The organism is Collimonas arenae, assembly GCF_001584165.1.
Taxonomy (GTDB): Bacteria; Pseudomonadota; Gammaproteobacteria; order Burkholderiales; family Burkholderiaceae_D; genus Collimonas; species Collimonas arenae.
In genome coordinates this window covers 2,232,906-2,258,068 of the sequence record NZ_CP013233.1, presented here as the reverse complement: position 1 = coordinate 2,258,068, position 25,163 = coordinate 2,232,906, and the positions used below count along the sequence as shown (strand labels likewise).

Genomic DNA, 25,163 nt, shown 5'->3' with positions numbered 1-25,163 from the left:
CGCAGCCTGTCGATCCTGCAGGGAGCCTACCCTTGGCATCTCCCTGGCTCTGAACAAATTAGCGTCCATCGATTGTCTCGACTTGCTTCTTGCGCCGCTCAATCCAACGCTCCAACGCAAAATAAAATGTCGGCAGAATAAACAAGGTCAGCAAGGTGGCAACCACCAGCCCTCCCACTACCACGGTCGCCAAGCCACGCTGGACGTCAGTGCCGACACCAGTTGCCAGTGCGGCAGGCAACATCCCGATCGACGCCACGGTCGCCGTCATCAAGACCGGCCGGAAACGTTCAAACGCCCCTGCCAGCACCGCGTCCGCCAAGGCAAGGCCTTGTTGCCTGACGCGATTGATATTGGAGACCATGATGATGCCGTTCTGCACAGCGACGCCAAACAACGCGATGAATCCGACTCCGGTGGCGACGTTAATGGTGTTGCCCGTGATGTGCAGTGCAATCAAGCCGCCCAGCGCAGCCAGCGGCACCACGCCCAGTATCAGCATGGCCTGGCGCAATTTGCCAAAGCCGGCATACAGAATAATGGCCATCAGACCAACTACCAGACCGAAAACCAGCATCATGCGCGCCTGTGCACGCTCCTGGTTTTCAAACTGTCCAGCCCATTCAAGGCGGTACTTTGTCTTGTCGAAATGGACTTTCTGCGCAACCTGCGCTTGCGCATCCTGGTAATACGACAGCAAGTCACGGTCGGCATAGTCCAGGCGGACGGTCAGCTGCCGATGCGTACTTTCGTGGGTAATCGTGCTCTCGCCGGTTGCCGTGCGAATATGCGCCACTTGCGACAATGGAATGCGCGCGCCGCTAGATGACGTGATCAGCAAGTTGCCCAATGCCTCCGGCCCGTTTCGATTTCCTCTCGGGAAGCGCACCGTCACGTTATAAATACGATCTGCCACATACAACTGGGTAACAGGCGCACCGCCGATGCCGGTTTGGATCAGATTCGAGATATCTCCGATATTGATGCCCAGCCGTGCAATTTCCGCGCGATCAATATCGATCACCATTTGCGGAACCGGTGGCTCCTGGAAGATCGACACATCGGCACTGCCCTTCACACCATGCAACACATCGACAATGTCATTGCCGATACGGCGCAGCTCCTTGAAGTCGTCGCCATATATGCGAATCACCAACGGGCTATGGGCGCCGCCGACCGCATCGTTGACACCGTCGCTGATCGGCTGGCTGATGCCAATCGAGAATCCTGGCAATTGCGACAGGCGTGCGTTCAGACGTTTCACGAATTGCGCCTTGTTCTCGCCATTCGGCCAGGTGTTGTAGGGCTTCAAGCCGACCGGCACTTCCATGTGAGACGGCGTCCACGGATCGGTGCCATCGTCGCTGCGGCCCAGTTGGGTTACAACGTAAGACACCTCTGGATACTCCAGGATGGTGTGGCGTAGTTCAGCCGCCATCTCCATTCCCTTTTCCAGTGACAGCCCGGACGGCATCTGCACTTGCAGCCAAAGCGTGCCCTCATCCAGCTGCGGCATGAACTCCCGGCCGGTAGCCGCGCCCAGTACGATCACGCCGGCCAGTGCGACTGCACCGATGACATAGGCTATTGATGGTTTGTCTAGCAATGCGCCCAGTGTCTTTCGATAGCCGGCGGTCAGCCACTCCAGTGGTTTGTTATGAAAAATCCGGCGCGGCTTGCGCAGCGCCATGTAGGCCAGCCCAGGCACCAGGACGATGCTGCACAATAGCGCACCCATCAATGCATAGCTGACAGTCAGTGCCATCGGCGACAGCAATTTGCCTTCTGCTCGTTCAAAGGCAAATAACGGCAGATAGGCGCTGATGATAATCAACGTTGCGAAGAAAATCGGCTTGACCACTTCGGTCGTGGCGGCCCGCACTTCGCCCTCCGTCAATTCCTCGGTCGGTTTGGCCTCTCGTCGTCGCAAGATGGCTTCGGTCACCACAATGGCGCCATCGACAATGATGCCAAAGTCGATGGCTCCCAGAGAGAACAGATTGGCAGGCATCTTGGTCAGGTACATCATGATGAACACGGTAACCAGCGCCAACGGAATGGTTACCGCGGCCACCAGGGCGCTGCGCGGACTGCCGAGAAACAGGATCAGCACAATGCAAACCAGGCCGATACCTTCGATTACCGTATGACTCACCTTGTGTACGGTCAATTCGATCAGATCGTCACGGTCGATGTAAGGCACGATTCGTACACCTTGCGGTGCCAATTGCTTTTGCAATTGCTCGACCTTGGCATGCACATTCTTGATCACTTCGGAGGCGTTTTGATATTTCAACAGCAAGACGATGCCTTCAATCGTGTCAGGATTGTTGTCCTTGCCCAAAATCCCCTGACGCTCCTGATGGCTGTACTGCATCTTGCCGAGATCCCGCACCAATATCGGAACGCCGTTGACTTGCTTCACCACGACATTACCAAGGTCGGTGAGATTGCGCATCAGGCCGATGCCGCGCACCACATAGCCCTGCTCGCCGCGAGAAATACGGCTGCCGCCGGCGTTCGAATTGTTGTTGTTGATGGCAGTCGTGATGTCCGACAGCGCAATACCGTAGCGCTGCAGCTGGTTCTGGTCGACTTCAAGCTGATACTCCTTGGTCATGCCGCCGAAGTTATTGACATCAGCAATGCCTGCCACCTGCCGTAATTCAGGCATCACGATCCAGCGCTGGATCTCGGACAGCTCCATCAGGTTCTTGCTGTCAGACTGCAGCGTATAGCGATAAATTTCGCCGGATGGACCACTTACCGGATCCAGACTTGGCGTAACTCCGCTGGGCAGGGTTGCCTGCGCTATACGTTCAGTCACGCGTTGACGTTCCCAGTAATCCTCAGCGCCGTCCTTGAAGCTCAATGTAATCAGCGACAAGCCAAAGGTGCTGGAAGAGCGCATATGCACCAGGCCTGGCGTACCACTGAGCTGGCGCTCTAGCGGAATCGTGATTTGTTGCTCGATTTCTTCTGCGGCCAGGCCTGGCACCTGGGTTGTTACCTGCGCCTGGACATCGCTCAGTTCAGGATAGGCCTCCACGGCCATCTGGGTCCACGAATAGTAGCCAAACAGCGCCACCAATATCGTCACCAGAATCACTGCATAGCGCTTGCGCAGGCAATAGCGGACGACATTGTTAATCATTGAGCAGCACTCCGCCCGAAGTGACAACGCGATCGCCGGTGTTCAGTCCGGTTTGAACGCGGATACTGCCATTCTCTTCAAATCCGGTGATGACTTTACGGCGCACAAAATTCCATGGTGATACCTCGACAAACACGGTGGTGTCATCATTGTTCATCAGCAGCGCGGAGGTCGGCACAACCGGCAAAGAGGTTTGCGCGACGGCGAACAAGGCGTTGGCAAACATGTTCGGCTTGAATTTCCCGTCCGCGTTCGGCATGCCGATGCGCACCAGCGCGCGACGCGTATCCGGCTGCAGAACATCGCTGACGAACGCCACGTTGCCATGGAACTGGATATCCGGATAGGCCGGCAATCGAATCGACGCCGCTTGTCCCTTCTTGACAGAAGACAGCACGTTCTCTGGAACATTGGCCGTGATCCAAACCTTGTCCAGGTTAGCGATCGTCATCAACACGGCGTTCGGGTCATTGGCATTCTGTCCTACCCCGGTCGACAGCGCGGTGATACTGCCGGAGGTTGGTGCAACGACGTTGAGGCGACGTCCGCTGCCATCGGCGCTGACGCTGCCCAATGATTTGAGCCGCGTATCAGCGCGTGAAAATTCGGATTGCGCCTGGATGTAAGCGCTTTCAGCTTGCTCCAGATCCTTAGCCGCACCTGCACCGGCATCTTGCACACCGCGCTGGCGATCCAGTATTTTTTTCGTCAATTGCAAGGCATCGGCAGCCTTTTTCCGGTCGGCTGCCGCCTGTGCAAAGTCGCCAGAACTCATCACCAGCAGCAACTGGCCTTTCTTGACCTGATCGCCAAGCCCGACTTTCAGTTCAATTACCTTGCCGGCAACCGGAGGCAGGATATTGATGGTCTGTGCCGGATCGGCCTCAACCTGCGCTGGTAATTCCAGCGTATGCGGAGCATCCATTGTCGTCACTGGTGCGATGACCAAGCGCTTACGTAGCGGCGACCCGGAAGGGACCTGCAACTGGTCGCCTTTGCGCACGAAATTCGGCGTCGACCCGGTATTGGCGTCAGATGCAAGGGCAATGCCTTTACTGCCGACTGATGCGAGCCAGGCAATACCGACAACGGCAAGAATGCCTATCGCCAGGACAATGACACGTTTCTTTGGTTGCTGGGTGGTGTTTTGCATGATGGGGCTCATAGTGAAAATCGTTTATCGCGCGACTCTTCATGATTTGGTACGCTTTTTAGTACGTTATCTGGTGACATGTCGCTTCTGCGTTGCCGCCGCACGCTGGCAGCCCGAATGATTTCTTCGGTACATTCCTCAATGTGTTTTTTACCGGGATGACGCCAGCTAATTGATCGGCAATCTTGCATGTAATTCTATGAATCTCGGGGGAACCACATGCTGCGTAGTAACGGACAGCATGAGAATATCGACCATTCCTGTCAGAAACCTGAAGGAATCCTGACAAAATGCTGACAAGCGCGCAAAACAACACTTTGCCGCATCGACCATGAGCACGCATTAGTCGGGTTCAGCTCGCCAGCTATCCTCAAGTGGTGTTGAATGCAAAATGGCGGCGGTTCAGCCGCCAGCGCATATAATCCGGTGGTGTCTTCGCGCTCCTTCGCGATTGAAGGCAAAAAACTCTTACAATCAATGCGTCAGTCAGACGGTGCTATCTTTTGGAAAATAGTTTCCGAAAAGAATGATGACAAGTCTATAATACTGTCATCATTGACAATTGAACGTCATATTTCCGGAACCTTATTGGTTTGAACAGGACATATCACCGATCTGTGGAGTCCTATGTTGGGTCATATTGTGTATCTCTTGCCGTCAATAACTCGCATCAATACCACCACTTGATTGCTATTGCCAATGTACTCAATATTGCCCGCGCTGGTATCGTCCGTGTTCCTCGGTTATGGCTTGTACGTACTTTGCACCCAGGGCTTTACTCGTATCGGCATCAGCTTTTCCGTGTTGTGTGTCACGTCCGCATTTTGGCAAGGAACGTGGGCGGTGTTATTCCAGGTCCACAATCCGGCCGTGGCGATATTCTTGATCAAGTTCGGCTATCTGCTGATCCTGTTCCTGCCGACCAGCCTGTATCACTTCCTTACTGAAGTCTCGGATCGCCCGCAGGAGCGACATCTGGTTTATCTGTCGTATGGCCTGGCCTCGATACTGGCGGTTTTCTTGATCGGCAGCGATCTCTTCGTGTCCGGCTACTACGAATATTTTTGGGGATATTATCCGAAAGCCGGACTGCTGCACCCGATCCATGTGCTGCAAACGGTTGTTGTAGTCAATCGCGGCCTGTATATCACCTACATGCAGCAGCGAAATGCCCCACCCAACAAACGCATCAGGTTGCGTCTCTGCATTGCCGGCATATTGACTTACTTCTTCGCAGCCATAGATTATCTTTGCAACTATGGCTACGAGTTCTATCCTCCGGGCGTGCTGTTCATCGCTGTCAGCCTCGGCATTATCACCATTGCGATCGTCAGATACGGGCTATTCAACCCAATGGCGATTGCCGCCACGGTTGCTCACGAAATGCGGACGCCGCTGCTGTCGATCCGCAACCAGGCGCAAGGGATGAGCAAATACATACCGACGCTACTGAACAGTTACCAGCTGGCTGTGTCGCATAAGCTGTGCGAACCTACGTTGCCGCCGTTTGCAATGAATTACCTTGCCACCATCGGACAAACACTCACCAGGGAGGTCGATCGCACCAATGCGGTGCTGGACATGATGCTGGCGTCGATCAAGATGGACCAGATCGATAAATCCAACTTTACCCAGCACGAAATACATGACTGCCTGGCAGAAGCCATCGACAGGTACACCTTCGACCACGAGGACCGAGAACGGATCGTAGTCAACGTCGCCGAAGAATTCCGATTTTACGGTTCGGATACGCTCCTGATACTGGTACTGTTCAATTTGCTGAAGAATGCGCTGTATGCGATCAAGGCCGCAAAAAAGGGCGATATTTACATATCGACCGAGAGCGGTACAACATTCAACCGCCTGCACTTTACCGATACCGGAGCCGGCATTCCGCAAGAAGCGCTGCCGAACATTTTCGACGGCTTTTTCACGACCAAGAATAGCGGCGGAACCGGCGTCGGCCTCACTTTCTGCCATCGTGTGATGGTTTCTTTTGGTGGCCGTATCCGCTGCGATTCGGTCGCCGGCCAATACACTACTTTCACGCTGGAGTTTCCGCGGGTAGACAACCTTGCCCAAGACCTGGCTCCCGTAGCAGCATCTCGCCAAGCGGAGAAAAGTACGGCAATCCCTCCTCCGCTTGGTTCCTAGCTCAAGGTATCAATCAAAAAACAGTTATTCACCCTTCTCGACTTCATACTCGCGGATCTTTGCCAGGATGTGATCCGGCAAACGCGCTATTTTCTTTTCCTTGTTGGCGAAAACGATCTGCTGATGGCCAACGGCCACCAGTTCACCGCCAACAAAAAAACGGAACAACAGCGAGAACGAACAATGCTTCACACCGAAAGTATTGACCTCGCAATCGATCTTTTGAAAAGCGAATGTCTCGCTGACGTATTTCTGCTGTGCTTCCTTGGTAATGAAAACACCAAGCGATTGCAGCATGTCGGCAGAAACACACTCAAAAAACCAGCGCTCACGGCAGATCCCCTGCCACTCGAAATGCCTTGCAAAATAGATATTGCCAGTGGCATTCGAATCTTTCAGATAGACGTCAATCGAATGGCGAAACGTTTTCGGTTGAGACACGCGCAAAAAATCGGGCGACAACAGTGTCGCCTTTACATCGTTTTCTTTGATAAGCGGACGTGGAGACAAGATAGCTGACATGATGGAAAACTCCATAAGCAAATGAAAAAATGGCTGATGTGCTCAGCCGCTATTGCCACCTCACCTGATTAGAGAGCGAGGAAGCAGCTTATAGTGTTAATCATGTGGACAGACTTACAAGCGCTGATGCCGTAAACGGTAGCGGCGAATCGACGAATGCAGCTGCCGCCGCCTATTTGATGCGTTGTTTTTCCAGCTTGCGCGCCAGCGTACGCCGGTGCATGCCGAGTCGACGCGCCGTTTCAGAAATATTGAAGCCGGTTTCTACCAGCACTTCATGGATGCGCTCCCACTCCAGAGTCTTGATGGAGGTAGAGCGACTGGTCAATTCGACGTCGGCCACCCCGGCGACGTGACCGAAAGCCGCTTCGATATCGTCAGTGTTGGATGGCTTGGCCAGGTATTGGCAGGCGCCGAGTTTGATCGCTTCGACAGCGGTGGTGATGCTGGCGAAACCGGTCAACACGACGATCAGCATTTCCGGATCGTGCTTGTGTAGCATCTGCACGCAAGCCAATCCGGATGTATTTCCGTTCAGCTTGAGATCAACCACCGCATAACCCGGTGAATGCTGCTTCAGAAATTCTGCGGCCTGATCCAGGCTTTCCGCCAGCAGTACCGTATAACCGCGGCGCTCGAATGAGCGACCGAGGGTGCGCGCAAACGCCGCGTCATCTTCGATGATAAGCAGCAGTCGATCAACCGACATTGACAATTTCCTCTTCAAGGCTGATGGCTGCCAGCGGCAAAGTAAGGCGGACTTCGGCCCCACCTTCGGACCGATTCCTGGCACTCACGACGCCGCCCAATTTACGTGCGACATTGACGACGAAGAACAGGCCCAAGCCGCTGCCGGGCCGGCCTTTGCTCGATTGGTATGGCTTGCCAATATGATTTAGCATGGCCGGCACGAAACCGGGACCGGCGTCGGTGACCTGCAAGATGAGCGAATCGCCTTCGCGGGTAGCTTCCAGGCTGACCCATTGCGGCGAGGCTTCAAGGGCATTATCCAGCACATTGCAAATCATCTGCTTGAGCGCAGAATCGAACACCACTGGCATGTCCTGCTGGATTCTGTTTTCATAGGCAAACGATACGATAGGCCGGGTGGTGCACCATTCCTTGGCCAGGTCGTTCAAAAACGTGCTGATGGTGGTTTTTACCGACGATTCACCACGCGCTTCGCCAGCCGACAACAGGATGCCGCTGACGATGCTTTTACAGCGCTGCAGTTGGGTCTGCATTTCGCTGATTTCTTCCAGCAGTTCGCTGTTATTGCTGAATTCCGGCATACGTCGCCAGTCGCCCAGGATAACGGAAAGTGTGGCCAACGGCGTGCCGAGTTCGTGCGCCGCACCTGAAGCCAGCAGCCCCATGCGCACGATGTGATCTTCCTCCGCCGCGCGTTGACGCAGGTCGGCAAGCTGGGCATCGCCGGCGCGCAGGTTATGGTTGATGCGCGTGACAAAAAACACCAGCAGCGCAGCGATCATGGCAAAGCATAGCAGCATGCCATCGACGTACAGACTGGCCAAACCATTGCCATGATCGGCCGGCAAGCGCAAGGGCTCGGAAAACAGCGACAGCCCCGCCAGGCATGCACTGGTGATCGCCACGATGGTCCAGGTAGACCATGCTTCCAGCAGCACCGCGCTCAGAATGACCTGCAGCAGGAACAAAAATGCGAATGGATTGGCGGTGCCGCCGCTGAGGTAGAGCTGAGCAGTTAAGCTCCCGACATCCACCAGCAACGCCAGGAACAATTCATTGTTGCTCACCTCCGTACGTTCGTGCCAGCGCAGGTGACTGCCGATATTGAAGGCAATCAGGCAAGCCAGCACCATCAACATGTGTGGCAGCGGCAGGTGGATACCGAAGCCGATCATCACCACCGCGATGGTAGTGATCTGGCCGATCACGGCGATCCAGCGTAACTGGATCAGCCGCAGCATGTTCTTGTGGCCGGTGGTGTCTTCAGGACCGGCAGCGCCCGCTATTGCTTCCTTCAATTCGCCTGTATTTGCATTGGGTTCAATTTTGCTTGCCATCTTCACTTTCCCGGTCGATACCGTCGCCACTGGCGCTGGCGGCAACGCGCAGCATGCGGCGCTCCTCGCGCACCACCCAGAAGCAGGCGCCCGCCACCATCAAGGCGAGAGCATACCAAGTGAGAGCATAAACCAAATGACTGTTATGGAAGGAGATCACGGTCAGGCCGCCGATCGGTTGCCCGGCCGCCGTCCCGCCGGAACCGCTCTGGCCAGCATCGGCATCGACGAAGTAAGGCGCTGCGGCGGACAGGCCGCGCGCTGCGGCAATCGCCTGCACATCGCGCGAATACCAGTGGTTGGCACTTGGATCATTGTGGCGCAAGAAGCCTCCGCCGGGCTCACTGATGCGCAGCAATCCGGTCACACTGACAGGTGCGGGAGAGCTCAAGCCTGCACCAGTTTGCTCGGCAGAGTCCTGCGATTTCCAATCGCCCACCTTGGCGGCAACGAAGCCGCGGTTAACCATCACTATGTTGCCATCGGCGCTACGCAACGGCGTCAGCAGCCAGAAGCCGTTGCCGAGTTCGGTGACGGCCTGGACAGGTGTGGTCAGTTCATACAGGAAATTGCCGGTAAGGCGGACATGACGATATTCGTCATTTTCGGCGCTAATGTGTGGCCAGCTTTCCCGATCGGGAGCAGCCGTTGCCGGAGCATGGACGCGTTGCTCAACCCGTTCGATCAGGTCGAGCTTCCATTGCAGGCGTTTCAACTGCCAACTGCCCAGCGCCACAAAGCCAAAGAACAACAACCCTGCGCAAGCAGCCAGCAGCAGCCGCGTGGCGCGAGAGCGCTGCCGCGGCTTTACATCTTGTGCCGCAACAGCAGTGTTATCCGGCAATCCGTCGCCGGGCACCTTGCTGTGCGGCGCCGGGGTCATTGCATTTTCATGTTGTGCATGTCATGCGAAGCCGGCATGTTTTGCATCGATTCAGGTACGGTTTCCTGCATCGATGCTGGCGTCATGCCAGGCATCATGTTGTGGTTCAGGTGGTACATCACCCACAGCGAACCGCTCAACATGATCCCCACCACCATGACGGTGAAGAGCATTGCCAGCATGGTCCAGCCGCCTTCGGACTTGGTGTTCATGTGCAGGAAGTAGATCATGTGAACCACGATCTGCACGGCGCCGAAAGCCAGCAGCACGATACCGGTAGTGCTGGATTTATCGATCACCTTGCCCATCACCAGCCAGAATGGAATGGCGGTCAGGATGACGGCCAGCACGAAGCCGGTTACGTAGCTTTTTACAGTGCCGTGATCGACATGCGTGTCGTGATCATGGCTGTGCGGGACGACTAGCGCCGGGTGTTGTTGATGCCCGCTCATGGCAAGACTCCCATCAGATAGACAAAGGTGAAGACGCCGATCCAGACAACGTCAAGAAAGTGCCAGAACATCGACAGGCACATCAGGCGCCGGCCGTTTTCTGGTGTCAGGCCGTGACGACGGACCTGGAATATCAGCGTGATCAGCCAGATGATGCCGAAGCTGACGTGCAAGCCGTGGGTAGCCACCAGTGCAAAGAACGAGGTCAGGAAGCCGCTGCGTTGCGGGCCAGCGCCTTCGTGGATCAGGTGCGCGAACTCGTACAGCTCGAAAGCGATGAAGCAGGCGCCAAGCACGCCGGTGATGGCCAGCCAGGCGATGGTTGCACCTTGCTTCTTGCGCTGCATTTCCAGCATGGCGAAACCGTAGGTGATCGACGACAGCAGCAGCAACGCTGTGTTGAGGGCCACCAGCGGCAGGTCGAACAATTCAGCGCCGGTCGGGCCGCCTGCATAGTTGCGACCGAGGACAGCGTAGGTCGCGAACAGACAGGCAAACACCAGACAGTCGCTCATCAGGTACAGCCAGAAACCGAGCAAAGTGCCGTTTTCTGGATGGTGCTCGCGCACAAAATAGCGCGAGCTCGGATCGGCGCTCAGCGCGCCAGCGGAGGAAGTTGAGATATCAGACATGGCTAGCCAGCAAACGTGTGCGTTCACCCTCTGTGCGGATAACTTCATCCGCCGGGATGTGGTAATCGCGGTTGTAATTGAAAGTATGGATGATGACAGCGGCAACCATCGCTACGAAACCGAGGCCGGCCAACAGCCACATCTGCCAGATCAGCGCGAAACCAACTGCTGCACTCAGCCCGGCAATGATGAATCCGGCAGCCGTATTCTTCGGCATGTGGATATCGGTGAAGCCTTGCTGCGGACGAACATAGTTATTGTTCTTCATGTCAGTCCATGCATCGTTGTCGTGCACCACTGGCGTGAACGCGAAGTTATAGTCTGGCGGCGGCGACGAAGTCGACCATTCCAGAGTACGGCCACCCCAAGGATCGCCAGTCGTGTCACGCAGTTCGTGACGGCGACGGAAGCTGACAACCAGTTGGACCAGGAACGAAGCGATACCGAGTGCGATCAGGACAGCACCGAATGCAGCGATGATGAACCAGATCTGCAGCGACGGATCTTCGAAGTGGCTCATGCGGCGCGTCACGCCCATCAGGCCCAGTACGTACAGCGGCATGAAGGCGAAGTAGAAGCCGATGGTCCAGAACCAGAAGCAGCAACGGCCCCAGAAATCGTCAAGCTTGTAACCGAATGCCTTCGGGAACCAGTAGTTGATACCGGCAAACATACCGAACAGGACGCCACCGATGATCACGTTGTGGAAGTGAGCGATCAGGAACAGGCTGTTATGCAGCACGAAATCGGCTGGCGGTACTGCCAGCAGCACGCCGGTCATGCCACCGATGACGAAGGTGATCATGAAACCCATGGTCCACAGCATTGGCACTTCAAAGCGGATGCGGCCACGGTACATGGTGAACAACCAGTTGAATATCTTGGCCCCTGTCGGGATCGAGATGATCATCGTGGTGATGCCGAAGAACGAGTTGACGCTGGCTCCCGAACCCATGGTGAAGAAATGGTGCAGCCATACCAGGTAGGACAGGATGGTGATAACCACGGTCGCATAAACCATCGAGGTATAACCGAACAGGCGCTTGCTGCTGAAGGTCGATACCACTTCCGAGAAAATACCGAAGGCTGGCAGGATCAGGATGTACACCTCTGGGTGGCCCCAGATCCAGATCAGATTGACATACATCATGGCGTTGCCGCCCATGTCATTGGTGAAGAAATTGGTGCCGACCACGCGGTCCAGCGCCAGCATGCCCAATACGGCGGTCAGCACAGGGAACGCAGCGACGATCAGCACGTTGGTGCACAGCGCAGTCCAGGTAAACACCGGCATCTTCATCATGTTCATGCCAGGCGCACGCATCTTGACGATGGTCACGATCAGGTTGACCCCGGACAGCAAGGTCCCTACCCCGGCAATCTGCAATGCCCATATGTAGTAGTCGACCCCCACGTCCGGACTACCCAGAATGCCAGACAGCGGCGGATACGCGAGCCAGCCGGTACGAGCGAATTCGCCGACGAACAGCGAAGCCATGACCAGGCCGCCACCGAATGTGGTCATCCAGAAGCTGAAGTTGTTGAGAAACGGGAAAGCCACGTCACGAGCGCCGATCTGCAGCGGTACAACATAGTTCATCAGACCGGTAACCAGCGGCATTGCGACGAAGAAAATCATGATCACGCCGTGCGCGGTGAAGATCTGGTCGTAATGGTGTGGTGGCAGGAAGCCGGCGGAATCGCCGAACGCGAAGGCTTGCTGGGCGCGCATCATCAGCGCATCGGCGAAGCCGCGCAGCAGCATCACCAAGCCTAGCACCATGTACATGATACCGATCCGTTTATGGTCGATGCTGGTGAACCAATCGCGCCACAGGGTGCCCCATACGCGGTAATAAGTCAGCGCGGCAAGCAACGCCACGCCGCCGAGCGCGACCATGGCGAAGGTCACCAGCAGGATCGGTTCGTGAAAGGGAATCGCGTCCCAGGTGAGACGGCCGAAGATCAGCTTGGTCAGATCAATATGGTCTAGCATTGTTACTTTCCGAGGAAAAAGGAGGACGCGGCGCCTGCCACGGCGCCAGTACCGGCAAAGCGGCACGCTGGCTGGAAGGCTGCCAGGGCGGCTTGCTGGTGGTTATTCATGATGCATGCCTGCCTTGACATTGGTGTCGGTGGCCATCATCTTGTCCATGCACACCTGGCCGGGTTCGACGCAGCGGTTGACGATCGCGTGGTACAGGTCGCTGTCGACAGCCGCAAAACGGCGTACCGGATCGCGCTCGCTAGGCTTTTCCAGTTCCAGGTACTCGGCGCGCTTCAGCGCTCCGCCGCCGGCCTTGGCATTCTTCACCCATTGATCGAAGTTTTCTGCTGTCATGCCGTGGAACTTGAAGCGCATGCCGGAGAAGCCAGCGCCGCTATAGTTCGCCGAGAAGCCTTCGAACTCGCCTGGCTGATTGATGACCGCGTTGAGCGAGGTCTCCATGCCCGGCATCGCGTAGATCTGACCAGCCAGCGCAGGAATGAAGAACGAGTTCATCACTGTGGAAGCGGTAATCTTGAAGCGGATCGGCATGTCGACCGGCGCAGCCAGTTCATTGACCGTGGCAATACCCTGCTCCGGATAGATGAACAGCCATTTCCAGTCCAGCGCCACGACTTCGACAGTAAGCGTCTTGGTATCGGCCGAAACCGGGCGGTCTGCATCCAGGCGCGACAGCGGCCGGTACGGATCGAGGGTATGGGTGCTGATCCAGGTCAGCAGGCCGAGAGCGATGATGATGAGCAGCGGTGCGCCCCAGATCACCAGCTCGAGCTGGGTCGAGTGATCCCAGTCTGGTTCATAGCGCGCCGCGGTATTGTTTTTCCGGTAGCGCCAGGCAAACCATATAGTCAATGCGATCACCGGAATGATGATGAGCAGCATTAATAATGTGGAGACGATGATGAGATGGCTCTGCTGTTTGGCAATGTCACCTGACGGATTCATTACCACCGTATTGCACCCGGCCAATAAAATGACGGGGAGAAGGAGCAGTCCGCGACGAACTATTAGAGAAAACATGCAGTAAAGTTCCAGTCGAAGCAAGAAAATCATGATAATGTACAACTACTGGTGTGCGTTGGCGATTGGACGTTTTGTCCTACCCTTGCAAGCGACATTTGGAAGGGGTTGGCGCATTCTCAGGCCGCAACTTACTTTGTGAGAAATGACGATCATGACCAGTATCCATATAAATAGCGAACATTCCGCCAATTTTTCGTCTCAGTCAACCGTCAAAGACGGCCAAACTACAAGGTCTGACCACCCGGCAATTGCTCCGGGCGAAATTGCGATTGGCGTGGTTATCGGCCGCGCCTCCGAGTATTTCGACTTCTTCGTCTACGCGATAGCCTCAGTGCTGGTGTTTCCGGCGGTCTTTTTCCCGTCTGAACCGCAGTTGGAAGGCACATTGTATGCGTTCGTCATCTTTTCGTTTGCTTTTTTAGCGCGACCGTTCGGCACTGTTGCATTCATGGCAATCCAGCGCTATTTCGGGCGCGAGGTAAAACTTACTGCAGCACTATTTATCCTTGGCCTGTCCACGGCCGGGATTGCCTTCCTGCCAACTTATGAGCATCTGGGCTTCGCCTCGATCGTCCTGCTGTCGCTGTTGCGTATCGGCCAGGGCATTGCCCTCGGCGGCTCCTGGGACGGTTTGCCTTCCCTGCTGGCGTTAAATGCGCCAGCCAAGAAGCGCGGCTGGTATGCCATGATGGGCCAGCTCGGCGCGCCGATCGGCTTCATCGTTGCCGGCAGCCTGTTCGCCTACATGCTCGCCAACCTGACGACTGACGATTTCCTTGACTGGGGCTGGCGCTATCCTTTCTATGTGGCCTTTGCAATCAATGTGGTGGCCTTGTTTGCCCGGCTGCGCCTGGTTTCCACTCCGGAATACGCGCGCCTGCTTGATGAACGCGAGCTGGAACCGACCAACGCCATCGAAATGACCCGGTCGCAAGGTCGCAACCTGATCATCGGCGCCTTGGCGGCACTGGCGAGCTATGCGTTGTTCCATCTGGTCACCGTGTTCCCGTTGTCATGGATCACCTTGTATTCGCTGCGTGCACCAAGCGACTTCCTGCACATCGAGATCATCGGCGCGGCCCTCATGGCTGTGGGCGTGGTCGCTTCGGGCTTGATTGCCGACCGCATCGGCCGCCGCACCACGCTCGGCGCCTGCGCATTATTGATTGCCATACTTAGCGCGTTCGTACCAACCTTGATGAACGGCGGTGAATTTGGCCAGAACGCATTCATTTTGCTGGGCTTCAGCCTGCTTGGCCTGTCGTATGGCCAGGCGGCCGGCGCAGTGACGGCAAATTTCCCTGCCAAGTATCGCTATACCGGTGCCGCATTGACCTCCGATCTGGCATGGCTGGTTGGTGCAGGTTTCGCACCACTGGTCGCACTCGGCCTGTCAGCACACTTCGGTCTGGCCTACGTCAGTTTCTACCTGCTGTCGGGCGCAGCCTGCTCAATGGCAGCCTTGAGCCTGAATCGCGCCCTGGAAATTCGCGATTGACCTGAACCTGGCTCCCACCGGGGGAAGCGAGTTTGACCAATAGGCCGACTCCTTTCCCCCCGCCACAGCCCGATGGCAATATGCCAGCGTTATTGAGCAGCAAACTGACAGGCAGTTCTACAATCCGAGAGAAGCCTACGCTGCTCCACCAGCAATACCGTCATCCCATCCTGCTCAATCGCCATCAGCACATCCATCAATTAGTTGCTGCATCACCACCGGCGCCATCAGCTCGCGCGCGATGGCATGCATCCGCTGCTCTCCTCCCGACATGCTGCCAGCCAGCCGCCGGAATCACACTTCCAACAGGATTTATCAGAATGAGATACGGGTAATGATGCCTTTTGCCGAAATGCTCGATGCCGGCGAGCTCCCTCTCAGCCACATCTAAGCACTAGCCCGCTTTCTGGATGTTCCGCCAGCGCATCGATGCAATCTGGAATTGCCACAAAATCGGCTAGAATTGGCGAGCCAAGCGCGACGGCCTCAGTAGCGCTATCCAATCGCGCCAATTCTCAAGATCGCGCAGCAGATGCCGAATACCGCAAAAACATGACTGCCGAAAGCCAGAAATTGCAAAAAATTCCAGAATGGCATGACGTTGACGACGAGATTTTCAAGAATGAAATCATTGCCCAATACAGGCCGGCAGTCCTGAGGGGATTTGTCAGGAAATGGCCGGTGGTCCGGCATGGACTGCACTCGCCGGAAGCAGTTTGCCGCTACTTGCACGGTTTCGATAACGGTAACCACGTCGACGCCATCATGACGCCGCCTGAGGTGAAAGGCAGGATCTTCTATCAGGGCGACATGAACGGTTTCAATTTCATGCGCAACCGGCTGCCGGTATCCGCAGTCCTGGAGCAATTGTTGCGCTATGCCCGATTTCCCGAGTCGCCCTCGGTTGCCGTACAGAGCGCCAGGATCGCAGATTGCATGCCCGGTTTTTTAAATGAAAACAAGCTGACCGCACTTGATCCGTCGATCTTGCCGCGGATATGGATAGGCAATAAGGTTACGGTCCCGGCGCATATCGATGAAGCACACAATATTGCCTGTTCGGTCAGTGGTCGCCGGCGGTTCACGTTGTTTCCACCGGAGCAGGTATCGAACCTGTACATCGGTCCGCTCGATTACGCGCCAACCGGCGCCCCAATCAGCATGGTGTCACTGAACCAGCCCGACTTTCAACGCTATCCAAAATTCAGAGAAGCATTGGCTGCCGCCCAGATGACAGAGCTGGAACCAGGCGACGCGATTTATATCCCGACCTTATGGTGGCATCACGTCGAATCGCTTGAGAAAATCAATATACTGATCAACTATTGGTGGGGCGGTTCGATCGGCAGCGCCGACCAACCGCACTCACCATTCGACGCCCTCTTCCACGCTTTGTTGAACATGAGGGGCTTGTCGCCGGAAATCAGATCGGCATGGGGCGCGATGTTTGCGCATTTCGCGTTTGACGCAGCGGCCAATCCTACCGCCCACATCCCCGCGCATCGACATGGGGTTCTTGGTGAATTACCGCCTGAACTGGCAGCACAACTGAGGGCCTGGCTGGCCGGCAAGCTTCAGCCGTAATTTGGACGGCCGCCCGGGCCTACTCTTGCGGCGCCGAGCTTCCCGCGTTGATTTGGATTATTGTTTATTGCGCGGAATATATCCGGTCACGCGCCACACTCCATTCGGATCGAGTTGAAAGCTGATCAATTCGAAAACCGTCGTACCATCCCGAAGGTCGGTAGCGTAATCGATGTTGGCATATAGCCCTGGCGGGGTATCGCCGGCTTGCGTGTTATAGCGAATCCGCACGACCGATGCCCATCTCCGCTGCGCCACCACGCCAATCGTTGACCTGGCCTGGCGGATATTCTTGACGAACGCGTCCTTTGGAAGTTTTGCCTTGACGAAAGCGGCAGCCCCTTCCCAGACATCGCCGGAGCCATCACGATCGATCTGCTGCAACACAGCGATGCCATTCTGAATCAATGCATCGGCGGAACTTCCCTCCTGCGCCATGGCAGTCGTTGAAATCCCTGCAAGCAGACAAATAAATGAGAGCAAGACGAAAATACGCTTCATGATGGGATTCCTTTCGGTAGGACCGTTGTTTTAATTTCGCTATTATCAACCAATCCCAGCCCGTGTACGCCTGAATTATTTGCTTTGAAAGCGAATTGTTTCCCGTTCCGGTGAATTGCAGGCTGCCTTGAGTATGGATGGCGAGACTGGTCACGCCTTGGCCTCGACAGCCAGGACACATCATGTCGATGCGCCAGCTCCCCATCTGCATGAACCCATGCTAGTGGGGAGCCGGGACTGCCTCAGGGTTGTTACCAGGAATAGCCAACCCCCGCGTTAATCAAGGTATGGCTGCCGGTTGTGGTACTGACGCCAAACTTGATGATGGTATCGCGGTTCACGTGCGCACTGGCGCCGATTGCCAGCGCGGTGTAACCGGCATAGCTGCCGATACCTGCTCCCAGTGCGAATGTCTTGCCCGCTTCGACCTGCGGCAAACCGGCAAGCGCCCCGGCCATCGCAACCCCGCTATAGGCCAGGCGCTGGACATCGCCGATTTGCGACGATACCTGGTTCAATTGTGAGACGTTGACTGCATCTGTCGCATTGACACCGGCGGCAACATTGGTGATACGGCGTTCGCTGCCAGGTGCGCCTACCGAGACGGTGTTGTCCTGGTTCGCCACAGAGCCGGCTCCCAAGGCGACCGAATTGTTTCCTGTGGCCTGGGAATTTTCCCGACCGCGACGGCAGAAGTTCCGCTGGCTTGGGAGTTATTGCCCAGGCTCGCAGCTCCGCTTCCCGAAGCAAATGCGCGGAAGCCGATCGCCGTCGAATTACCCCCTGTTGCACGGGCATTCGAACCGTAGGCAGTGGCGCCGTCCTGGGTCGCTTGCGCACACAGCCCGGAGCCTGTGGCGTCAATGCCGTTGACGTTCGTGCAACCGGCCACGTTGACCGTGTTGACCGCCGTACCACTGATGCCGCGCGTCTGCGCCGTGCCGTCGCCATTGGAGGCGCCGATCGTTGTGCCGCCCAATGTAGCTCCCGTCTGGGTCGCGTGGTTAGATGCATTCACCAACGACGACAATGAGGTAGACAACGACGCTGTGCCTGCGGTGATGGTGTTCAGGCCAGTAGACAGCGACGTAACCTGGCTCAAACCGGTTGACAGCGAAGAGATCCCAGTAGACAAGGACGAAATGCCGGTCGATGTAGACGTCGACAAGGACGACATATTGCTATTCGTGCTGGACAGCCCGGTCGACAAAGAGCTCACATTGGACGTAGTGCTGGAGAGCCCGGTTGACAGCGAGTTGATGCTGCTGGTATTGGTCGACAGCCCGGTAGAAGTAGAAGTCGACAGGGAACTCAAGTTGCTGTTGGTCGTGCTCAAGCCGGTTGACAAGGAGCCGATGCCCGCCCCCGTTGCCGTCGACAACGAGCTCAACTGCCCGTAGTTGACTGCATCGGTGGTGTTGGTTCCGGCCGCAACGTTGATGATCTTGCGTTCGCTACCCACCGCACCTACCGACACCACATTGTTCATTCCGCCGTCGGTAGAACCCGCGCCGAGCGCCACGGAATTCATGCCGGTCGCATTCGCGTTGGCGCCGATTGCCACCGAGCCGGTACCGGCTTTTACCGAAGCATCGTCCAGGCCATTTTGCAAGCCATCCGCTTTGAAATAGTTATAGACGCCATCTTTCTGCAGATTGGATGAGGCCGTCGACAACGAGGCTACGTTACCGTTGATTGTGCTCAAACCGGTCGACAGTGAAGTGACGTTGCTGTTGGTTGAACTCAAGCCAGTCGACAACGACGTGATGCCGCTGGTTGCTGTGCTCAATCCGGTCGAGGTCGATGTCGACAGCGAAGTGATGTTGCTGTTCGTTGAACTCAAGCCGGTCGACAAGGACGTGATGCCACTTGTAGCTGTGCTCAAGCCTGTTGATGCTGAGGTCGACAATGAGGCGACGTTGCTATCGGTTGTACTCAGGCCGGTCGACAGCGAATTGATGCCGCTGGTCGCTGTGCTCAGGCCCGTCGATGCTGATGTGGACAATGACGTCACATTGCTATCGGTTGTACTCAGACCGGTCGACAACGAATTGATACCGCTGGTCGCCGTACTCAGGCCAGTTGAAGTCGAGGTCGACAACGAAGTCACGCTGCTGTTCGTTGAGCTCAGGCCGGTCGACAAGGACGTGATGCCACTTGTAGCTGAGCTCAAGCCTGTTGATGCCGAGGTCGACAATGAGGCGACGTTGCTATCGGTTGTACTCAGGCCGGTCGACAGCGAATTGATACCGCTGGTTGCCGTGCTCAAGCCCGTCGATGTCGATGTGGACAACGAGGTAACGTTGCTGTTTGTCGTGCTGAGTCCAGTCGATGTGGAAGTCGACAATGACGCCACATTGCTATCGGTTGTGCTCAGGCCAGTCGACAGCGAATTGATACCGCTGGTTGCAGTGCTCAAACCGGTCGAAGTTGATGTCGACAACGAAGCGACGTTGCTGTTTGTCGTGCTCAAGCCAGTTGAGGTCGATGTGGACAGTGAAGCGACATTGCTATCGGTTGTACTCAGACCAGTCGACAGCGAATTGATACCGCTGGTTGCCGTGCTCAAGCCCGTCGATGTCGATGTCGACAACGAAGCGACGTTGCTGTTTGTCGTGCTCAAGCCAGTTGAGGTCGAAGTCGACAGTGAAGCGACATTGCTATCAGTTGTGCTCAGGCCAGTCGACAGCGAATTGATGCCGCTGGTTGCAGTGCTCAAGCCCGTCGATGCCGATGTGGACAATGATGCAACGTTGCTATTTGTCGTGCTCAAACCGGTCGAAGTTGATGTCGACAACGATGCAACATTACTGTTTGTCGTGCTCAGGCCAGTTGAGGTCGATGTGGACAGTGAAGCGACATTGCTATCGGTTGTGCTCAGGCCAGTCGACAGTGAATTGATACCGCTGGTTGCCGTGCTCAAGCCCGTCGATGTCGATGTCGACAACGAAGCGACGTTACTGTTCGTCGTGCTCAGGCCGGTTGAGGTCGAAGTCGACAATGACGCCACATTGCTATCGGTTGTGCTCAGGCCAGTCGACAGCGAATTGATGCCGCTGGTTGCGGTACTCAAGCCCGTCGATGTCGAGGTCGACAACGAAGCGACATTGCCGTTTGTCGTGCTCAGGCCGGTTGAGGTCGAAGTCGACAATGACGCCACATTGCTATCGGTTGTGCTCAGGCCAGTCGACAGTGAATTGATGCCGCTGGTTGCCGTGCTCAAGCCCGTCGATGTCGATGTCGACAACGAAGCGACGTTACTGTTCGTCGTGCTCAGGCCGGTCGAGGTCGAAGTCGACAGCGAAGCCACATTGCTATCGGTTGTACTCAGGCCAGTCGACAGCGAATTGATACCGCTGGTTGCTGTGCTCAAGCCCGTCGAAGTTGATGTCGACAACGAAGCAACATTGCTGTTTGTCGTGCTGAGTCCAGTCGATGTGGAAGTTGACAGCGAAGCGACATTGCTATCGGTTGTGCTCAGGCCAGTCGACAGTGAATTGATGCCGCTGGTTGCGGTGCTCAAGCCCGTCGATGTCGATGTGGACAACGAGGCGACGTTGCTGTTCGTCGTGCTCAAACCGGTCGAGGTCGATGTCGACAACGAAGCGACATTACTGTTTGTTGTGCTGAGTCCAGTCGATGTGGAAGTCGACAGTGAAGCCACATTGCTATCGGTTGTACTCAGACCAGTCGACAGAGAATTGATACCGCTGGTTGCCGTGCTCAAGCCCGTCGATGTCGATGTGGACAATGAGGCAACGTTGCTATTTGTCGTGCTCAAACCGGTCGAGGTTGATGTGGACAACGAGGCGACGTTGCTGTTCGTCGTGCTCAAACCGGTCGATGTCGATGTCGACAACGAAGCAACATTGCTGTTTGTCGTGCTCAAACCGGTCGAGGTTGATGTGGACAACGAAGCGACGTTGCTATTGACCGTGCTCAAACCGGTCGAAGTCGAAGTCGACAACGATGTCACATTGCTGTTGACCGTGCTCAGACCGGTCGAAGTCGAAGTCGACAACGATGTCACATTGCTATTGACCGTGCTCAAGCCAGTCGATGTTGATGTCGACAACGAAGCAACGTTGCTGTTGACCGTGCTCAGCCCGGTCGAGGTCGATGTCGACAAGGAATTGAGTGAACTGGTTGTGGTGCCGAGCTGATTTGCAACAGCATAAAGCTGGCTGCCGTTGATCGCATCCGTGCTGCTTGTCGATATCTGGCCGGCAGCCACATTGGTGATCTGACGCTCAGCATTGGCTGCGCCGACGCTGACCACTCCTACTGGAGCGGCACCGGCGAACGGACCAAGTGCCAGCGTTCCAACCGTCGCGCTGCTGACAGGAACCGCGGCAGCAGTTGTCGCACCGGCACCAAGGGCAACTGAATTGTTGGTGCTGGCTACGGCATTGGGCCCGATTGCCACACTATCCGTACCGGTAGCGATGCTGTCAGCCGCCGTCGAATTTGCATGAAAGTATTTGATGCCCTGGCTGTTGATATTGTCGATCGCAGCACCGACGCTATTGGCTACGGCGGTAGTGCCGTTTGCATTGTAAGTGGTATAGGACGGTGCGCTGATTGCGCCAGTCGTTGGATTGTAGGTAGCTCCACCGCCCAGGCCTGCTGCGGTACTGGCGCCCAAGGTATTCACTACACTATTGGTCGTGCTCAGACCAGTGGACAGCGAAGTGATACCTGTCGAAGCCGATGTCGACAGCGAAGTCACGTTGCTATTGGTTGTGCTCAAGCCAGTGGACAGCGAAGTGATACCTGTCGAAGCCGAGGTCGACAACGAAGTCACGTTGCTGTTAGTGGTGCTCAGGCCAGTGGACAACGAAGTGATGCCTGTCGAAGCCGAGGTCGACAACGAAGTGATGCCTGTCGAAGCCGAGGTCGACAACGAAGTGATGCCTGTCGAAGCCGAGGTCGACAACGAAGTCACGTTGCTATTGGTTGTGCTCAAGCCAGTGGACAGCGAAGTGATGCCTGTCGAAGCCGAGGTCGACAACGATGTCAAGTTACTGTTGGTGGTGCTCAGGCCAGTGGACAGCGAAGTGATACCTGTCGAAGCCGAGGTCGACAGCGATGTCACGTTACTGTTGGTGGTGCTCAGACCAGTGGACAGCGAAGTGATGCCTGTCGAAGCCGAAGTCGACAACGACGTCACGTTACTGTTGGTTGTGCTCAGGCCAGTGGACAGCGAAGTGATACCTGTCGAAGCCGAGGTCGACAGCGATGTCACGTTACTGTTGGTGGTGCTCAGACCAGTGGACAGCGAAGTAATACCCGTCGAGGCAGATGTCGACAACGACGTCACGTTACTGTTGGTTGTGCTCAGACCAGTGGACAGCGAAGTGATGCCGGTCGAAGCCGATGTCGACAGCGACGTTACGTTGCTGTTGGTGGTGCTCAAACCAGTCGACAGTGAAGTGATACCTGTCGAAGCCGAGGTCGACAGCGATGTCACGTTACTGTTGGTGGTGCTCAGGCCAGTGGACAACGAAGTGATGCCTGTCGAAGCCGAGGTCGACAACGAAGTCACGTTGCTGTTGGTGGTGCTCAGGCCGGTGGACAGCGAAGTGATGCCTGTCGAAGCCGAAGTCGACAGCGAAGTCACGTTGCTGTTAGTGGTGCTCAGGCCGGTGGACAGTGAAGTGATGCCGGTCGAAGCCGATGTCGACAGCGAAGTCACGTTGCTGTTAGTGGTGCTCAGACCAGTGGACAACGAAGTAATACCCGTCGAGGCAGATGTCGACAGCGATGTCACGTTACTGTTGGTTGTGCTCAGGCCGGTGGACAACGAAGTAATACCCGTCGAGGCAGATGTCGACAGCAATGTCACGTTACTGTTGGTTGTGCTCAGGCCTGTGGACAGCGAAGTGATACCTGTCGAAGCAGATGTCGACAGCGATGTCACGTTACTGTTGGTGGTGCTCAGGCCGGTGGACAGCGAAGTAATACCCGTCGAGGCAGATGTCGACAGCGATGTCACGTTACTGTTGGTGGTGCTCAGGCCAGTGGACAACGAAGTAATACCCGTCGAGGCAGATGTCGACAGCGATGTCACGTTGCTATTGGTTGTGCTCAGGCCAGTGGACAACGAAGTAATACCCGTCGAGGCAGATGTCGACAGCGATGTCACGTTGCTATTGGTTGTGCTCAGGCCAGTGGACAACGAAGTAATACCCGTCGAGGCAGATGTCGACAGCGATGTCACGTTGCTATTGGTTGTGCTCAGGCCAGTGGACAACGAAGTAATACCCGTCGAGGCAGATGTCGACAGCGAGGTCACGTTGCTGTTAGTGGTGCTCAGACCCGTGGACAGCGAAGTAATACCTGTCGAAGCCGAGGTCGACAGCGAGGTCACGTTGCTGTTAGTTGTGCTCAAGCCAGTGGACAGCGAAGTGATGCCTGTCGAAGCCGAGGTCGACAGCGATGTGACGTTGCTGTTGGTGGTGCTCAGACCCGTCGACAACGAAGTGATACCTGTCGAAGCCGAGGTCGACAACGATGTCACGTTACTGTTGGTTGTGCTCAAGCCAGTCGACAAGGACGCTTCTGCTACCCGTGATGTACTGATGCCGGTCGAAGTTGATGTCGACAACGATGCGACATTACTGTTGGTTGTGCTCAGACCAGTCGACAGCGAAGTAATGCCCGTAGAAGCCGAGGTAGACAGCGATGTGACGTTGCTGTTGGTTGTACTCAAACCCGTCGACAAGGACGCTTCTGCTACCCGTGATGTACTGATGCCGGTCGAAGTTGATGTCGACAACGATGTGACATTACTGTTGGTGGTGCTCAAACCAGTCGACAGGCTAGCGATATTCGAGCCAGTGCTACTGGCCACGGTATACAGCTGACTACCGTTGATGGCATCAGTGCTGCTAGCGCCGATCAGGCCGGCGGCGACATTCTGGATGCGACGCTCCGATCCCGGTGCACCTACACTGACAACGCCAGAGGCAGAGCTCGCGCCTGCGAATGTGCCGTAGGTCGCGCTACCAATGGTAACGCTGCTGACGCTGCCCGTACCGCCGGTCGCCGTCGACGCGGTGCTGGTAGTGGTTGCCGATGCCCCAAGTGCGACCGAACCGACCACGCTTGCGTTGGCGCCTGTACCGATGGCAATCCCTGATGTAGCTCCCGAGCTGACGACGGCACGCCCGATTGCCACCGAGGTATCCGCCAGCGCTTGCGCTCCGACAATACCGCCGTTCCCATTATTCCCGCCACCTATCGCGGTGGAGCCGACGCCTGTCGCCTGAGTATCATTGCCGACCGCCGTGCTTCCCGTATTGGTTGACTTGGAACCCGATCCCAAGGCAATCGCACTCGTACCACTGGCCAGGGAATTTTGCCCGAATGCTTGAGAGTAGTTGGCTGCGGCGTTGGCATTATTACCAACTGCGATGGAGGTGACTCCGCTCGCAGTGGCAGTGGAGCCTGAGTTGCCCGCGATGGCAATCGCTTGGACTCCTGTTGCATTGCCGCCGCCGGCGTTATATTGCGCATAGGCCACATTGACACCACCAGCGCCTGCCATCA

At 56.1% G+C, this 25,163-nt stretch carries 17 protein-coding genes; 4 read left to right on the top strand and 13 right to left on the bottom strand.

Features of this window, described 5'->3' with window-relative positions:
• Positions 1-58 precede the first annotated feature (58 nt).
• Entirely contained in the window at positions 59-3,154 is a 3,096-nt protein-coding gene (locus tag CAter10_RS10500) for an efflux RND transporter permease subunit (RefSeq protein ID WP_061533365.1), read from the bottom strand.
• Positions 3,147-4,307, bottom strand: coding sequence for an efflux RND transporter periplasmic adaptor subunit (locus CAter10_RS10495; protein WP_061533364.1), 1,161 nt, complete (start codon positions 4,305-4,307; stop codon positions 3,147-3,149). Before CAter10_RS10495 ends, CAter10_RS10500 begins: the two co-directional genes overlap by 8 nt.
• A gap of 384 nt (positions 4,308-4,691) precedes the next feature.
• On the opposite strand from CAter10_RS10495, the gene CAter10_RS22385 reads away from it, so the two are divergent.
• Both CAter10_RS22385 and CAter10_RS10490 read left to right on the top strand, forming a co-directional pair.
• Positions 4,692-4,904: a hypothetical protein gene (locus CAter10_RS22385; RefSeq protein WP_128083035.1), complete on the top strand. Its 213-nt coding sequence runs from the start codon at positions 4,692-4,694 to the stop codon at positions 4,902-4,904.
• Between the two features lie 102 nt (positions 4,905-5,006).
• Positions 5,007-6,461, top strand: a complete 1,455-nt coding sequence (locus CAter10_RS10490; RefSeq protein WP_061533363.1) for a sensor histidine kinase — start codon at positions 5,007-5,009, stop codon at positions 6,459-6,461.
• 24 nt (positions 6,462-6,485) lie between these two features.
• Here the strand turns inward: CAter10_RS10490 and CAter10_RS10485 are convergent, their stop codons facing one another.
• From CAter10_RS10485 to cyoA, 8 genes are all read right to left on the bottom strand, one after another.
• Entirely contained in the window at positions 6,486-6,983 is a 498-nt protein-coding gene (locus CAter10_RS10485) for an acyl-CoA thioesterase (protein ID WP_128083034.1), read from the bottom strand.
• 172 nt (positions 6,984-7,155) lie between these two features.
• Positions 7,156-7,692 (bottom strand): response regulator transcription factor, encoded by a 537-nt coding sequence (locus CAter10_RS10480; RefSeq protein WP_061533362.1) that lies wholly within the window; start codon positions 7,690-7,692, stop codon positions 7,156-7,158.
• Positions 7,682-9,031: an ATP-binding protein gene (locus CAter10_RS10475; protein ID WP_082797862.1), complete on the bottom strand. Its 1,350-nt coding sequence runs from the start codon at positions 9,029-9,031 to the stop codon at positions 7,682-7,684. Before CAter10_RS10475 ends, CAter10_RS10480 begins: the two co-directional genes overlap by 11 nt.
• Entirely contained in the window at positions 9,015-9,914 is a 900-nt protein-coding gene (locus CAter10_RS10470; protein ID WP_082797861.1) for an SURF1 family protein, read from the bottom strand. The genes CAter10_RS10475 and CAter10_RS10470 overlap by 17 nt, the downstream gene beginning before the upstream one ends.
• Positions 9,911-10,366 carry a cytochrome o ubiquinol oxidase subunit IV gene (gene cyoD, locus CAter10_RS10465; RefSeq protein WP_061533361.1) on the bottom strand — a complete coding sequence of 152 codons (456 nt, stop codon included), beginning with the start codon at positions 10,364-10,366 and terminating at the stop codon, positions 9,911-9,913. Before cyoD ends, CAter10_RS10470 begins: the two co-directional genes overlap by 4 nt.
• Positions 10,363-10,998 (bottom strand): cytochrome o ubiquinol oxidase subunit III, encoded by a 636-nt coding sequence (gene cyoC, locus CAter10_RS10460; protein WP_061533360.1) that lies wholly within the window; start codon positions 10,996-10,998, stop codon positions 10,363-10,365. The genes cyoD and cyoC overlap by 4 nt, the downstream gene beginning before the upstream one ends.
• Entirely contained in the window at positions 10,991-12,994 is a 2,004-nt protein-coding gene (cyoB, locus tag CAter10_RS10455) for a cytochrome o ubiquinol oxidase subunit I (RefSeq protein ID WP_061533359.1), read from the bottom strand. The genes cyoC and cyoB overlap by 8 nt, the downstream gene beginning before the upstream one ends.
• Before the next feature lie 102 nt (positions 12,995-13,096).
• Positions 13,097-14,026: a ubiquinol oxidase subunit II gene (cyoA, locus tag CAter10_RS10450; RefSeq protein WP_061533358.1), complete on the bottom strand. Its 930-nt coding sequence runs from the start codon at positions 14,024-14,026 to the stop codon at positions 13,097-13,099.
• A 154-nt stretch (positions 14,027-14,180) separates the two neighbouring features.
• Here cyoA and CAter10_RS10445 point away from each other — a divergent pair, with 154 nt between their 5' ends.
• Entirely contained in the window at positions 14,181-15,527 is a 1,347-nt protein-coding gene (locus CAter10_RS10445; RefSeq protein WP_061535280.1) for an MFS transporter, read from the top strand.
• A gap of 552 nt (positions 15,528-16,079) precedes the next feature.
• On the top strand, positions 16,080-17,111 hold the full coding sequence (locus CAter10_RS10440; protein ID WP_082798051.1) for a cupin-like domain-containing protein: 1,032 nt from the start codon (positions 16,080-16,082) through the stop codon (positions 17,109-17,111).
• A 57-nt stretch (positions 17,112-17,168) separates the two neighbouring features.
• On the opposite strand, the gene CAter10_RS10435 is transcribed toward CAter10_RS10440, so the two are convergent.
• The 3 genes from CAter10_RS10435 to CAter10_RS24030 all read right to left on the bottom strand — a co-directional run bounded on the left by CAter10_RS10435 (position 17,169) and on the right by CAter10_RS24030 (position 25,137).
• Positions 17,169-17,612, bottom strand: coding sequence for a DUF4019 domain-containing protein (locus CAter10_RS10435; protein WP_061533357.1), 444 nt, complete (start codon positions 17,610-17,612; stop codon positions 17,169-17,171).
• A 251-nt stretch (positions 17,613-17,863) separates the two neighbouring features.
• Positions 17,864-18,253 carry a YadA family autotransporter adhesin gene (locus CAter10_RS24540; RefSeq protein ID WP_236905526.1) on the bottom strand — a complete coding sequence of 130 codons (390 nt, stop codon included), beginning with the start codon at positions 18,251-18,253 and terminating at the stop codon, positions 17,864-17,866.
• Positions 18,208-25,137: an ESPR-type extended signal peptide-containing protein gene (locus tag CAter10_RS24030; protein WP_470295001.1), complete on the bottom strand. Its 6,930-nt coding sequence runs from the start codon at positions 25,135-25,137 to the stop codon at positions 18,208-18,210. Before CAter10_RS24030 ends, CAter10_RS24540 begins: the two co-directional genes overlap by 46 nt.
• Positions 25,138-25,163 lie beyond the last annotated feature (26 nt).